The organism is Microbacterium sp. B24 (assembly GCF_000333415.1).
Lineage (GTDB): Bacteria > Actinomycetota > Actinomycetes > Actinomycetales > Microbacteriaceae > Microbacterium.
The window spans coordinates 1-13,578 of record NZ_BADB01000376.1 but is presented as its reverse complement, the minus strand read 5'-3'; the positions used below and the strand labels follow the sequence as shown (position 1 = coordinate 13,578).

Here is a 13,578-nt window from a genome sequence, read left to right as displayed (position 1 = left end):
CGGACGAGTACCGTTGCGGTGCGTATCAGCGACGGGCGTTCGTTGAGGGCATCAACGCGGGGCTCGTGCGAGCGGCGGCGGGCGGAGNCCCTCGACGACGTTGCGAACGAGGTGTCGACAGCGCTCGCGGCGAAGCAGGCGCACGCCCTTGCGGCGTCCGCGGACGCGCCGATGCCCCCCGCGGCCTCCGACGCGCTCGCCGGCGCCGTCGGATCCGACGCGTCCGTCGAGGCGGTGCTGCGCAATCCGATGGGCTTGCACTCGCGGCCGGCGGCCCTCGTCGTCAAGGCCGTCGGCGCCTTCGATGCGGACGTCTCGATCGCGAACCTCACGACCGGTGCCGGCCCGGCATCCGCCCTCAGCATGATCGGGCTGCTCGCGCTGGGAGCCGGGGGCGGCGCCACCGTGCGCATCAGCGCGAGCGGACCGGATGCCGCTGCCGCCGTCGAAACGGTGCGTCGGCTCGTCGACGACGGTTTCGGTGAGCTCGACCAGGCGCCGGCCTGATCTCTACCGCGCACGGAACGCCCAGTCGGGCAGGTGTCCGGCGGCGACGAACGACCCGACGATCTCGGCCAGGCCGTGCCGGGGGTCGGCGTGGAGTGCCTGGCGGACGTAGGCGTCGGCGTGGGTGGAGCGCCCACGCGCCCAGGCAATCCAGCCGCACACCGCCAGAGCACCCGCCCGGCGCTTCTTCGGCATGAGGGCGGCGACGTTGCGCGCCAGGCGCAGCGCCGCGTCGAGACGCCCGGCATCGGGTCGCGGGCCGTCGCCCCACATCACCTCGGCGAGATCGCTCGGATACAGCTCGCCGTCCTCCCAGCGCCGCTGGGCCTCCATGGCCGCATCTCCGCCGTCGACGTCACTGGCCCACTGCACGAGCGCGACGTCGCGCAGTCCTGCGCGGGCGAGGCACCAGCCGATCGACGCGGCATCCATGGGAGCCAGATCATCCGGGTTCCACGACAGTGCGCGCTCGAACAGCGCCGGGAGGTCGTCGAGCGCGCACGCGGCCTCCAGCGCCGCCGGGTCGATGCGATCGGGCGTGGCCCCACTCACCCGCGGGATGCCGCAGATGGTCTCGAGTGCCGCGTCCAGCGACCGCAGCGCCTGTCCGACGGCCCGCCGACGCGCAGCGCCGGGTATCGGCAACTGTGCGCCGGCCGCCTGGTCCACCGCGGGTGGGCCGTCCACGGCTTCGGGCGGCAGATCGTCGCGCGGGGCGATGCGTGCGCGGTCGTGGCCGCCGGGCGGCAGCCGATTCGACAGCGCCGATCCCCAGCCGTTCGCCGCGACGACGAAGACTCCGCGACCGGTAGCCGCACTCGTCGGCGCGCGTCCGGAGGGCGGCGATGACCGCGGGGTGGGGGAGACGTGGCGACGGATCGTCGCTGATCTCGGCATCCGTGTAGACGACCAGTACCACCGCCTCGACGTCGACGATCCGGCAGGCCATGCCGATGATGCTGGCGGCGGCGCCGGCCGCCGCGGTCTCGGACGGAAGGTCGACCCGCATCACGCCGAGCGTGCGTCCCTGCGACAAGGGCACGACCACGACGCTGTCGCGCGGCGTGCAGCCGAGCAGGTGCGGAAGAACGGAGAGGAACTGTGCCGCATCGGCGGCGCGGACGATCGTGGACATGCCGAGAGTCTGGGCGTGCGGGCGCGGGAGCTGCGCGTCGGCGGCGCCGTCGTGGACAACCCGCGACCCACTCGCTTCTGGGGAGGAGCCCGTACGCAGCGGAGGAGCCCGCACGCAGCGGCGTAGCATGGAGCCATGGACTCGTACTGGACCGCCGTCGCCTGGTCGCTCCTGCCGACCGTCGTCGTGCTGGGACTGTTCGTGTTCGTGCTGCGCGCCATCATCCGGATGGATCGCTCGGAGCGTCGGGTCTACGCGCGCATCGAGAACGAAGAACGCGCCAAGCGCGGCTTGCCGCCCGTCGGCGCTGCCGACACGGCGCGCCCCGACGCGCCTCGCGCGACCTGAGTCGCCCGTTGTCGATACGCTGAGCGGAGTCCGACAGCGGGGAGAGCGACGTGGATCAGACCGGATGGGCGCTCGCCTGGGTGATCCTGGTCTTCGTCACCGACGTCACCGTGCGCATCCTGGCGATCATCATCGTGCCTCGCAACCGCCGCCCGACGGCCGCGATGGCCTGGCTGCTGGCGATCTACTTCATCCCGATCATCGGTGTGCTGCTGTTCCTGCTGATCGGCAATCCTCGGCTGCCTCGCAAGCGCCGCAAGAAGCAGCAGCAGATCAACGACTACATCCGCACGACGAGTCACGGGCTCGACCTGGGCGCCCTGCGCCCCGATCCACCGCAGTGGTTCGCACAGCTCGTCCGCCTCAACCGCAACCTCGGGGCGATGCCGCTGTCGGGCGAGAACGCCGCGACCATCATCTCCGGCTATCAAGACAGCATCGACGAGATGGCGGCGGCGATCCGTCAGGCGACCACGTACGTGCACGCCGAGTTCTACATCCTGCAGTGCGACGACACCACGGCCGGATTCTTCGATGCCCTCGAGGATGCCGTGAAGCGCGGCGTCGTCGTGCGGGTGCTGCTGGATCACTGGGCCAACCGTGGCAAGCCGTTCTACGCGCAGACGTGCCGGCGACTCGATGCGATGGGAGCGACGTGGCAGTTGATGCTGCCGGTGCAGCCGCTGCGCGGGAAGTACCAGCGTCCCGATCTGCGCAACCACCGCAAGCTGCTCGTCGTCGACGGCCACACCGCGTTCATGGGTTCGCAGAACGTGACCGACTCCACGTACAACCTGCGCAAGAACATCAAGCGGGGACTTCATTGGGTGGACATGATGGCGCGTCTGGAGGGGCCGGTCGTGGCGTCGGTCAACGCCGTCTTCCTCAGCGACTGGTACAGCGAGACCGACGAGATCGTCGAGGGCATCGAGCTGTTCCAGGTGCACACCGGCAGCGGTGACCTCGACTGCCAGGTGATCCCCTCCGGCCCCGGGTTCGAGTTCCAGAACAACCTGAAGCTGTTCATGACGCTGCTGTTCTCCGCGCGCGAGAAGATCATCATCGTCTCGCCGTACTTCGTCCCCGACGAGGGGCTGCTGCTCGCCATCCAGACCGCCTGCCAGCGCGGCGTGCACGTCGAACTGTTCGTGTCCGAAGAGGGCGATCAGGCGATGGTGTACCACGCGCAGCGCAGCTACTACGAGGCGCTGCTGCGCGGCGGGGTGAAGATCTGGATGTACAAGAAGCCGTTCATCCTGCACTCCAAGTCGATGTCGATCGACGACGAGGTCGCGGTGGTCGGCTCGAGCAACATGGACATGCGCAGTTTCGGTCTGAACCTCGAGATCTCCCTCCTCGTGCGGGGCGAGGACTTCGTCTCGCAGCTGCGCGCCGTCGAAGACGAGTATCGGGCGCTGAGCCGCGAGCTGACGCTCGAAGAGTGGCAGCAGCAACCGCTGCGCTCCACGGTGCTCGACAACCTCGCCCGACTCACCTCCGCACTGCAGTAAGCGGCACCTCGCTGGCGCCCCGGTCGTTACCGGGACGTGATCGCGTTCACGGGACCGCTTCAGAGGTCTCGGTCAGGATGGGCGCATGACGATCCGCCGTACGCTCTCCCTGTCCGCCCTCGTCACAGCGACAACCCTCGTTCTGGTGGGGTGCGCCGCGGGCAGCGCCTCCCCGGCGGGATCTCCCTCCGCGACGGGCGGCATCCAGGTCTTGGACGTCAGCGCGGGCTGGCTCGACGGGGGCCGCGCGGTGGCCGTGGTCACGCACGGCTCCTCGAGCTGCGTCCCCTCGGCATCCGAGGTCTCTGTGCAAGCCGACGGGAGCGTCGCCGTCACGCTGGTCGACCCGACGGGCGAGGCGGTGTGCACCGCAGACCTGGCTCCGCGTGCCAGCCTCGTGAGCCTGCCGAACGGTGTGGATGCCGCCGCGAAGCTCTCCCTCACGGTCTCTCTGGGCACCGCGCGCGGTCAGGTCACGCTGGAGCCTTACGCGGGACCGGCGGTGGCGGAGTACGCGCCGTCCGCGGGCTGGATCGACGGCAATGTCCTCGCGATCCTCACGTGGGGCTCGTCATCGTGCGCGCTGCGTGTGCAGAGCGCCGTCAGCACCGGCACCGATGTCGCGGTCACGTTCGTCGACCCGCCCGCCGATCGGGCCTGCACGATGGACATGGCTCCGCGCATCGCCCTCGCCGTCGTGGATGGCGGCGGCGCGGCATCCGGGGCGACCGCGACGCTCTCCGGCGGCGACGCGCAGTTCGCCACTCCCGTCACGATCCCCATCGCGGGCTGAGTCCCGCCGGGCGCGCCTCGGACGCCGCCACGCGAAGTCCGCAGAAAGCGACGTCCTCCGCATCCGTCTCGGCGGATGCGTGCGGAGTGCGCGCGATTCTGCGGAGTTCGTGAGCCGGTGCGCCGACGGCGAACACGGGCATACCGGCATCCGCTGGTCGTTACCCTCGACGTAAGCGCACCAGAGAACCGTGCGCCTGAGGAGTGTCGACGAATGTTCGAGAGATTCACGGACCGTGCCCGTCGTGTGGTCGTCCTCGCCCAAGAAGAGGCGAAGATGCTCAACCACAACTACATCGGCACCGAGCACATCCTGCTCGGTCTCATCCACGAGGGCGAGGGCGTCGCCGCCAAGGCGCTCGAGAGCCTGGGCATCTCGCTGGACGCCGTCCGCGAGCAGGTCCAGGACATCATCGGCCAGGGCCAGCAGCAGCCGACCGGCCACATCCCCTTCACGCCGCGCGCGAAGAAGGTGCTGGAGCTGAGCCTGCGCGAGGCGCTGCAGCTCGGCCACAACTACATCGGCACCGAGCACATCCTGCTCGGTCTCATCCGCGAGGGCGAGGGCGTCGCCGCACAGGTGCTGGTCAAGCTCGGCGCCGACCTCAACAAGGTGCGCCAGCAGGTCATCCAGCTGCTCAGCGGCTACCAGGGCAAGGAGCCCGCGGGTGTCGCCGCTGGCGCGGGCGAGCAGAACCAGCAGGCCGCCCAGGGCGGTTCGGCCGTGCTCGACCAGTTCGGTCGCAACCTCACGCAGGCAGCGCGCGACAACAAGCTCGACCCCGTCATCGGGCGCGAGAAGGAGATCGAGCGCGTCATGCAGATCCTGTCGCGTCGCTCGAAGAACAACCCGGTGCTCATCGGCGAGCCCGGCGTCGGCAAGACCGCCGTCGTCGAGGGTCTCGCCCAGGCGATCGTGAAGAACGACGTCCCCGAGACGCTGAAGGACAAGCAGGTCTACTCGCTCGACCTCGGCTCGCTCATCGCCGGGTCCCGCTACCGCGGTGACTTCGAGGAGCGCCTGAAGAAGGTCACCAAGGAGATCCGCACGCGCGGCGACATCATCGTCTTCATCGACGAGATCCACACCCTCGTGGGTGCGGGCGCCGCCGAGGGCGCGATCGACGCGGCATCCATCTTGAAGCCGCTCCTCGCCCGCGGCGAGCTGCAGACGATCGGCGCCACGACCCTCGACGAGTACCGCAAGCACTTCGAGAAGGATGCCGCGCTCGAGCGCCGCTTCCAGCCGATTCAGGTCGCCGAGCCGAGCCTGCCCCACGCGATCAACATCCTGAAGGGGCTGCGCGACCGCTACGAGGCGCACCACAAGGTGCAGATCACCGACGGCGCCATCGTCGCGGCGGCGAACCTCGCCGACCGCTACATCAGCGACCGTTTCCTGCCCGACAAGGCGATCGACCTGATCGACGAGGCCGGCGCGCGCCTGCGTCTGTCGATCCTGTCGAGCCCGCCCGAGCTGCGCGAGTTCGACGAGAAGATCGCCAAGGTCCGTGAGGACAAGGAGGCCGCCAGCGAGGAGCAGGACTTCGAGAAGGCCGCCGCTCTCCGCGACGAGGAGAAGTCGCTGCTCGCCGAGCGCCTGCGCCTCGAGAAGCAGTGGCGCAGCGGTGACGTCGCCAGCCACGCGGTGGTCGACGAGGGTCTGATCGCCGAGGTGCTCGCGCAGGCCACCGGCATCCCGGTCTTCAAGCTCACGGAGGAGGAGACCAGCCGTCTCGTCTTCATGGAGAAGGCGCTGCACCAGCGTGTCATCGGCCAGGAGGAGGCGATCGCCGCGCTCAGCCGCACGATCCGCCGTCAGCGCGCCGGCCTCAAGGACCCGAAGCGCCCCAGCGGCTCGTTCATCTTCGCCGGTCCCACGGGCGTCGGAAAGACCGAGCTGGCCAAGGCGCTCGCCGAGTTCCTGTTCGACGACGAGGGTGCGCTGATCTCGCTCGACATGAGCGAGTTCGGCGAGAAGCACACCGTCTCGCGGCTGTTCGGTGCCCCTCCGGGGTTCGTCGGCTTTGAAGAGGGCGGCCAGCTCACCGAGAAGGTGCGGCGCAAGCCGTTCTCTGTGGTGCTCTTCGACGAGATCGAGAAGGCTCACCCGGACATCTTCAACTCGCTGCTGCAGATCCTCGAAGAGGGTCGCCTGACCGACGGTCAGGGCCGCGTCGTCGACTTCAAGAACACGGTCATCATCATGACCACCAACCTCGGATCGTCGGCCATCGCCGGTGGCCCGGTCGGGTTCCAGGTCGAGGGCAACTCGCAGACGACCTACGAGCGGATGAAGGGCAAGGTCGACGAGGAGCTGAAGCGTCACTTCAAGCCGGAGTTCCTCAACCGCGTCGACGACGTCATCGTCTTCCCGCAGCTCAACAAGGCCGAGCTCCGCCAGATCGTCGGTCTGTTCACCAAGCGGTTGAGCGAGCGTCTGCTCGACCGTGACATGACGGTCGAGCTGACGGACGCCGCCAAGGACCGGCTCATCGAGATCGGGTTCGACCCGACCCTCGGTGCCCGCCCCCTGCGTCGTGCGATGCAGCGCGAGGTGGAGGACCAGCTGTCCGAGCGGATCCTGCACGGCGAGCTCAACCCCGGTGACCACGTCAAGGTGGATGCCGAGAACGGCACCTTCCTGTTCGAGCACGGTCCTCGCGGCGAGAAGGTCGCGGTCGGTGTCGGCGCAGCCGGCGCGATCGAGGCCACCCCGGACATCGTCGCCGGAAGCTGACCCGGTTCGATCACTGTACGAAGGGGCGGATGCTGCGGCATCCGCCCCTTCGGCGTTCGCGGGAGCGTGAGTCGAAACGTCTAGCAGGCGGCGCGGAAGCGTCGGGCCGCCGCGACGAGCGCGGCGAATAGGCGCCGGTCGGCGGCATCCTCTTCGGGGTGCCACTGCACCGCGACGAACCACGGCCCTTCGATCGTCTCGATCGCCTGCGGGAGACCGTCGTCGCTGCGGGCGCTGACGACGAGACCGTCGCCGACCCGGTCGATGCCCTGATGATGGTAGCTGCGCACCGACAGGTCGCCGGCGCCGACGATGTCCGCCAGTCGTGTGCCGTCTTCGACCGTCGCCGTGTTCGTCGCGAACACGCCGCCGCCGAGCTGATAGCGGCCCGTGCCCAGCGCCTCAGGCAGGTGTTGGTGCAGTGTGCCACCCGCGGCGACGTTCGCCAGCTGCAGACCCCGGCAGATGCCGAGAACGGGCATCCCGCGACGACGTGCGCCGGCCAGCAGCGCCAACTCCCACGCATCGCGATCGGTGCGGGGCTCGTCGGTCTCGGGGTGGGGCGCGGCGCCGTAGAGAGCGGGATCGACGTCGAGGCCGCCGGTGAGGACCAGCCCGTCCAGACCGTCGAGCACCGCGTCGGCGGCAGCATCCGGGTCGGGCTGCGGTGGCAGCAGCACCCCCGCGCCGCCGACCGCGGTGGTCGCGTCGAGGTAGACCTGGGGCAGAAAGGCCGCGCGCACGTCCCACACACCCTGCTGGGCGCGCTCGAGGTAGGTCGTGAGGCCGATGACGGGTCGTATGTCTCTGGCGGGGGCGCTCATGCGGTTCCTGTCGCCGCGGGAGGAAGTGACGCAGCGGTCGCCGCCGCATCGAGCGGAGCCACGTCGACCGAGACGCGCAGCGTCGAGTTCTTCGCCTTGGTGAAGATGATGCCGCGCACCGGCGCGACGTCCCCGTAGTCGCGACCCCACGCCACCGTCACGTAGCGGTCGTTCGCCCACTGGTCGTTCGTCGGGTCGATCGCCAGCCACTGGTCGGTGCCGGGCAGCCACACGGCGAGCCACGCATGCGACGCGTCGGCGCCGAACACCCGCTCCTTGCCGGGCGGCGGCTGCGTCGCCAGATAGCCCGAGACGTAGCGGGCGGCGACCCCGTGCGAGCGCAGGCACGCGAGCGCCACGTGCGCGAAGTCCTGACAGACCCCCGCCCGCGCGCGCATCGCATCGCCCACGGTGCTGGTGACGGTGGTCGCCGTCTTGTCGTAGTCGAAGTCGCGGTAGATCCGCTGCATCAGATCCGTCGCGGCCTCACCGATGGGTCGACCGGGCGTGAGCGACACGGCACCGTACGCCGCGGCCTCCGGCTCGTGGCGCACCCGCGGCGACTCCAGGGCGTACTCGACGGCCCGCCACGCCTCGGGCAGATGAGCGTTCAGCAACGGCCGAGCCTGCTCCCACGGGAGTGCGAGCGCGTCCGCGTCGTAGGTGGGCGTCTCGACGGCGACCACGCTCGATGCGGTGATCGTCAGCGCCTCGTGCGGGTCGGTGAGGTGGAAGTAGGTGGCCGAGTTTCCGAACGCGTCGGTGTCGGGCGCGATGTCGCCCGGAGCCGGGTCGACCTGGACGCTCGCCTCGGTGACCTCCTGCCAGGGCAGCCCGCGGGGTACGAGATGGAACTGGCCGACGCTGTCCTGCACGGGCTTGCCGTACGTGTAGGCGGTGCGGTGCCAGACGCGGTAACGCATCACGCGCGGGCCTCCATCAACTCGACGAGGGACAGGTCGGTCATCGCGACGGCGGGCGGCCCGCTCTCGAAGTGGAGATGGGTGACGGCATCCGAGAGTTGTTCGAGCTGCGCCGTCACATCGGCCATGAAGGCGACGAGCGTGGCGCGTCGACCGTTATCGACGACGTCCAGCGCGGCGACGTCGATGGCGGCGAGTTCCGTTTCGAGATGATCGAGCAGGCGCTCCGCCCGGGTCGACCCCGTGGATGCCGGCATGGCGGCCAGATGCTCGCGCAGACGCGCGAGCGCGAACGCGAGCGAGCGCGGGTTGCTGTGATCGAGCAGCAGCAGATCGAGCACGTCGGCGGCCCGCATCGATCCGCGGTAGCGACGGCGGTGGGTCACGACGCTCTCGGCCGCCAGGAGGACGGCCTCCAAGACGCTGCGCTCGGCGCGGGGCGCGTGGCGTTCAGCCAGACCCGTCGACAGCAGTTCGGACAGCTGCAGTCCGCGCTCCAGGAAGCGGCCGGCTTCGATCATGTGCCAGCCGGTGTCGCGGATCATGTTCGCCGTGATGCCGTACAGCGACAGCATCGCCGAGAGCATGCGCCCTCCCGACTCCGCCGTGCGGTGCGGGTGGGACGAGCCGCGCAGCGCGCGGGTGGCGCGATCGATCGTCGCGAAGACCCGCCACGTGTCACCGGAGAGCTGGTCGCGGACGCCTTCCATCGCTTCGCGAAGACGCGCGATCGAATGCGCGGCGGAGCCGGGACGACGAACGTCCAGCAGCAGCGAACGGAACTCCGCCTCGGGATCGAGCGAGCGCATTCCGGCCAGACGCCCGAGCACATCCAGCAGGACGCGGGGGCTCTCCGCCAGCCGGCCCGCCACGTAGGCACGAGGCTGGTCGAGCTCGGTCTGCGCCGTCAGCAGCAGCCGCAGAAGGTCTTCCGCGCGCTCCGCGTAGCGGCCGGTCCAGAACATGTCGGCGTGCGCGCGGGGAGCCAGCGGCGGGACGCTGCGGGCCGTCGGTGCAGGCGCGATCTCGGTCAGGTTCTGGTCGGGGTCGTCCTCCGAGGCTTTCAGCACCCACACGTCTTTCGTCCGCGGGAGCGCATCGGGGCTCTCTCGCACGGTCGCCAGACCTCCGACGAGCGGACGGTACGCCGACCCGTAGCGCAACGCGAACGCGCGGAGCGTCAACGGCAGCGCGTCGATACGCGCACCGAGATCGTCGGTGCTCGACCAGACCGGGGTTTGCGAGAGCGGCAGCAGGTCCTGCCCGACGAACCGGTGCGGAGTCGACTGGATTCGCGCGATCAGGTCGTCGGCCGACATCTCGCTGAACGCCTTGCGCGGTTCGTCGATCGTGCGCACGATCAGGCCCCGATCTCCCGCGCGCACGCGCGACAGCACCCGGTCCCTCGCCTCCGGATCGCCGCACCACACCGTCGGCACCGACGGAATGCGCAACTGCTCGCCGAGGAGGTATTCGCACGCCGCGGGCAGATAGGGGAGCAGCCCCGGGTTCTCCAGCACGCCGGCTCCGAGGCCGTTCACCAGGCGCACATGGCCGCGGCGTACGGCCTCACTCAGCCCGGCGACGCCCAGCCGTGAGTCGCCGCGAAGTTCCAAGGGGTCGCACCACGCGGCATCCACCCTGCGGATGATCACGTCGATGCGGTCGGTGGGGCGCGTGCGGGGCCAGCCGGCGGGCTTCATCCAGACGAACCCGTCGCGCACGACCAGATCGCTGCCCTGCACGAGCGGGAAACCGAGCGCGCTCGCCAGGAACGCCTGGTCGAACGCCGTCTCGCTCAGCGTGCCGGGAGAGAGGATGACGACCCGCGGGTCATCGATCTCGGCGGCCACCGACGACAGCAGCGCGGCGCGCAGCGCCGAGAAGTAGGGGTCGATGCGGTGGAGGTTCTCCTCCTGGAACAGGTCGGGCAGCACCTGCGAGATCACCCGGCGATTCTCCGCGGCGAAGCCCAGACCCGACGGTGCCTGCACGCGATCGGCGAGGACGTGCCATTCGCCCTCGGCGTCGCGCCCGAGATCGGTCGCCGCCAGCAGCAGCGGATGAGGGTCGACGGCGCTCGCGCGGGCCAACGGGCGAGTGAAACCGGAGTGGCCGAAGACGACGGCCGACGGCACAATCCCTTCGCGCATCAGATTCTGCGGTCCGTACAGGTCGACGAGCAGCGCGTTCAGCAGCTCGGCCCGCTGCGCGAGCCCGACCTCCAACGGCGACCAGCCGGCCGCGTCGAACACGAACGGCACCGGGTCGAGCTGCCATGGCTGCGGTCCGGAGTCGCCGCGCAGGTACGAGACGCCGTCGTCCGCGAGAAAACGCGCGATCTCGCCGTCGACGCGCTGCAGATCCTCGCCCGTGAGGCTCAAGGCGTGCGCCGCCAGCGCCTTCCATCCGGGGCGGAGCGCCCCGTCGGCATCCACGAACTCGTCGTAGCGAACCGCCTCGGCCGACGGCGACAAGGGCAGCGTCGGCTGCGACACCGTCGCGGCATAGTCGCGCAACACACTCACGGCGAAGTCCTTCCCGGCTCCAGCGTAGGGGGCAATACAGTGGGTCGGTGACCCTTGCCGACCCCACCGAAGGCACCAGCCCGGCCCGCCCCGTCGTCCGGCCCGCGCGGACCTCGGATGTCCGCGGCATCCTCGCCCTTCTCGAGCCGTGGGTGCAGCGGCGGATCCTGCTCGGCAAGGAGATCGTCACCCTGTACGAATCGGTGCAGGAGTTCGTCGTCGCCGAGCAGGACGGCGAGCTCATCGGCTGCGGCGCCCTGCACGTGATGTGGGAGGACCTGGGCGAGATCCGCACGCTCATCGTCGCGGAGGACTGGCTGCATCACGGTGTCGGCGGGGCGATCGTGACGCAGCTGGAGGACCGCGCGATCGACCTCGGTCTGTCGCGGCTGTTCTGTCTCACCTTCGAGGTCGACTTCTTCCGTCGTCGCGGTTTCGCGCCCATCGGGGAACAGGTCGTCGACCCCGACGTGTACTCGCAGCTGCTGCGCAGCCCCGACGAGGGTGTCGCGGAGTTCCTCGACCTCGCGCACGTCAAACCGAACACGCTCGGCAATACCCGCATGCTGAAGAACCTCTGAGCCCCGCGCGCCCCGGCAGGAGACGGGGATGCCGCGGCCTAGCCTGGAGGAGTGAGCACCCCGACGCGCCGTTCGCGACGCCCCAGCCCCGCCGTCTACCGGCGGCGCCGGCTCGTCGCCGTGCTGATCGTCCTCGTCATCATCGCGGCGATCGTCCTCGCGATCTGGCAGCCGTGGCGCGCGTCTCAGCCCGCCGTGCCCGCATCGAGCCCGTCGGCTACGACGCCCCTCGCCTCGGCATCCGCTCCGACCGCATCCGCCGCACCCGCCGATGCCTCAGCGCCGCCGGCAGCGCCCGAGCCCACCCCCGACACCTCGGGGACGACGCCCACGGTCGCGGCCTGCTCGACGGCAGCCATCTCGGTGCAGGCGGTCACGGATCAGGACGTGTACAGCGCGGGCGAGCTGCCCAAGCTGTCGATCACGCTCTCGAACACGTCGGGCGCGGCGTGCCTGATCAACGTGGGGACCGCGACGCAGTCATTCGTGATCACCAGCGGCACCGACACGTGGTGGCGTTCGACCGATTGCCAGTCGGAGTCCAGCGATCAGGTCGTTCAACTGGCAGCGGGTCAGACCGTCTCCAGTGTGACGCCGCTGCAGTGGGACCGTACGCGATCATCGGTCGACACGTGCGGGTCGTCGCGGCCGCAGGCCTCGCCGGGCTACTACCACCTCTCGGTGTCGATCGGCGGCATCCAGGCGGCGGATACGAAGGTGTTCGAACTGCGCTGAGCCCGCGATCATCGCCATTCGGGATATCTAGGCAGTGATATATCTCTAACTCTGAGAGATTTCTCATCTGAGAACCAGCCGCCGCCTCACGGGCGCGGTTAGCCTTGTTCGTAGCTCTCGTGGCGAGCCACCGTCGCCCCCAACGGCGGTCGTCGTGTCACCCCCAAGACCGGCATTCGGCAGATCGCCCGATGAGCCCAGGCCCTCTCGATTCTCCCAGCCCCCAATGTGGGGATCGAGAGGGCCCCCCTTGTCTCGCGCAGGGTCCGTCACGTTGGGCGCGGCCGGCGAGTCGACGCGGCGCGCGAGGCGCCTCGTATGCTGGAGGGATGGCCGGAAAGAAGCGCGCGAAGCCCCCGCTCGAATTCCGCAACACGCAACTCGCGGACGCCCTGCAGACGCAGGACATGGCAGCACTCGCCTTCGCCCTGCGTCACGGCCCGACGGTGGTGCCGCTCATGCGCCCTGGTCAGCGCGACGACCCGCGTGACACCGGCGAGGTCTGGACGTACCGCGACCCGAACACCGGCGATGTCGCGCTGCTGCTGTTCAGCGATGCGGCGAACAAGCCCGCCGCTCTTCCCCCCGCGGTGGCGCTGCACTCGCCCACGTGGCTGCGCAGCTTCCTCGCGGCCCACGAGTCGGAGATCACGACGGTCTTCTTCGACATCGCGGGACCACACGCGATGCAGGCCTCTCCGGCGGATCTGCTGGCGGCGCTCGCTCTCGAGGCCTGACGGGCGGCGTGCTCAGAAGTCGGGTCGGTCGCTCGGCTCGCTCGGATGGTGTCGTGCGAGGTCGCGCAGGGCGCCGCGCAGGTCGCGGGATGCCGTGTCGATGACGGACCGATAGCCGACCCGGTTCGCCTCGTTGCGGCGCTGCTCGTGAGCAGTGACGGCTCGCACTTCGCCGGCCAGGCTCAGCTCGACTCTAGAGGATCCCCGGGACCGAGCT

General features: G+C 69.8%; 12 protein-coding genes and 2 pseudogenes. 8 read left to right on the top strand and 6 right to left on the bottom strand.

Translation table 11 applies throughout. The features are described 5' to 3' along the window. Window positions 1–171: 171 nt before the first annotated feature. Window positions 172–507: an HPr family phosphocarrier protein gene (locus I5I_RS09885; RefSeq protein ID WP_441295541.1), complete on the top strand. Its 336-nt coding sequence runs from the start codon at window positions 172–174 to the stop codon at window positions 505–507. 3 nt (window positions 508–510) lie between these two features. Here I5I_RS09885 and I5I_RS09880 read toward each other — a convergent pair whose 3' ends face one another. Then, window positions 511–1,194: a DUF4192 family protein gene (locus I5I_RS09880; RefSeq protein ID WP_374699913.1), complete on the bottom strand. Its 684-nt coding sequence runs from the start codon at window positions 1,192–1,194 to the stop codon at window positions 511–513. Between the two features lie 190 nt (window positions 1,195–1,384). Further along, window positions 1,385–1,642 (bottom strand): annotated as a pseudogene (locus tag I5I_RS17965) (DUF4192 family protein); the annotation flags it as partial. 135 nt (window positions 1,643–1,777) lie between these two features. Here I5I_RS17965 and I5I_RS09875 point away from each other — a divergent pair. The 4 genes from I5I_RS09875 to I5I_RS09860 all read left to right on the top strand — a co-directional run bounded on the left by I5I_RS09875 (window position 1,778) and on the right by I5I_RS09860 (window position 7,033). Continuing rightward, entirely contained in the window at window positions 1,778–1,990 is a 213-nt protein-coding gene (locus I5I_RS09875) for a hypothetical protein (RefSeq protein ID WP_036318970.1), read from the top strand. A gap of 50 nt (window positions 1,991–2,040) precedes the next feature. Next, window positions 2,041–3,501 (top strand): cardiolipin synthase, encoded by a 1,461-nt coding sequence (gene cls / locus I5I_RS09870; RefSeq protein ID WP_036318968.1) that lies wholly within the window; start codon window positions 2,041–2,043, stop codon window positions 3,499–3,501. 85 nt (window positions 3,502–3,586) lie between these two features. Beyond that, window positions 3,587–4,294 (top strand): hypothetical protein, encoded by a 708-nt coding sequence (locus tag I5I_RS09865; protein WP_051039557.1) that lies wholly within the window; start codon window positions 3,587–3,589, stop codon window positions 4,292–4,294. A 213-nt stretch (window positions 4,295–4,507) separates the two neighbouring features. Continuing rightward, window positions 4,508–7,033 (top strand): ATP-dependent Clp protease ATP-binding subunit, encoded by a 2,526-nt coding sequence (locus I5I_RS09860; protein ID WP_036318966.1) that lies wholly within the window; start codon window positions 4,508–4,510, stop codon window positions 7,031–7,033. 80 nt (window positions 7,034–7,113) lie between these two features. Here the strand turns inward: I5I_RS09860 and I5I_RS09855 are convergent, their stop codons facing one another. From I5I_RS09855 to I5I_RS09845, 3 genes are read right to left on the bottom strand one after another with little or no spacing between them, the layout of a single operon-like run. Next, window positions 7,114–7,857: a gamma-glutamyl-gamma-aminobutyrate hydrolase family protein gene (locus I5I_RS09855; protein ID WP_036318964.1), complete on the bottom strand. Its 744-nt coding sequence runs from the start codon at window positions 7,855–7,857 to the stop codon at window positions 7,114–7,116. Next, window positions 7,854–8,780: a transglutaminase family protein gene (locus tag I5I_RS09850; RefSeq protein ID WP_239640084.1), complete on the bottom strand. Its 927-nt coding sequence runs from the start codon at window positions 8,778–8,780 to the stop codon at window positions 7,854–7,856. Before I5I_RS09850 ends, I5I_RS09855 begins: the two co-directional genes overlap by 4 nt. After that, entirely contained in the window at window positions 8,780–11,308 is a 2,529-nt protein-coding gene (locus I5I_RS09845; RefSeq protein ID WP_036318960.1) for a circularly permuted type 2 ATP-grasp protein, read from the bottom strand. The genes I5I_RS09850 and I5I_RS09845 overlap by 1 nt, the downstream gene beginning before the upstream one ends. A 47-nt stretch (window positions 11,309–11,355) precedes the next feature. On the opposite strand from I5I_RS09845, the gene I5I_RS09840 reads away from it, so the two are divergent. From I5I_RS09840 to I5I_RS09830, 3 genes are all read left to right on the top strand, one after another. Continuing rightward, window positions 11,356–11,889, top strand: a complete 534-nt coding sequence (locus I5I_RS09840) for an amino-acid N-acetyltransferase (protein WP_005050645.1) — start codon at window positions 11,356–11,358, stop codon at window positions 11,887–11,889. A gap of 51 nt (window positions 11,890–11,940) precedes the next feature. Then, window positions 11,941–12,624, top strand: coding sequence for a hypothetical protein (locus I5I_RS09835; RefSeq protein ID WP_239640081.1), 684 nt, complete (start codon window positions 11,941–11,943; stop codon window positions 12,622–12,624). 329 nt (window positions 12,625–12,953) lie between these two features. Further along, complete coding sequence (locus I5I_RS09830) at window positions 12,954–13,361, top strand: hypothetical protein (RefSeq protein ID WP_036318958.1); 408 nt, start codon at window positions 12,954–12,956, stop codon at window positions 13,359–13,361. A 12-nt stretch (window positions 13,362–13,373) separates the two neighbouring features. Here the strand turns inward: I5I_RS09830 and I5I_RS16430 are convergent. Further along, window positions 13,374–13,578: pseudogene (locus I5I_RS16430) on the bottom strand (hypothetical protein); the annotation flags it as partial.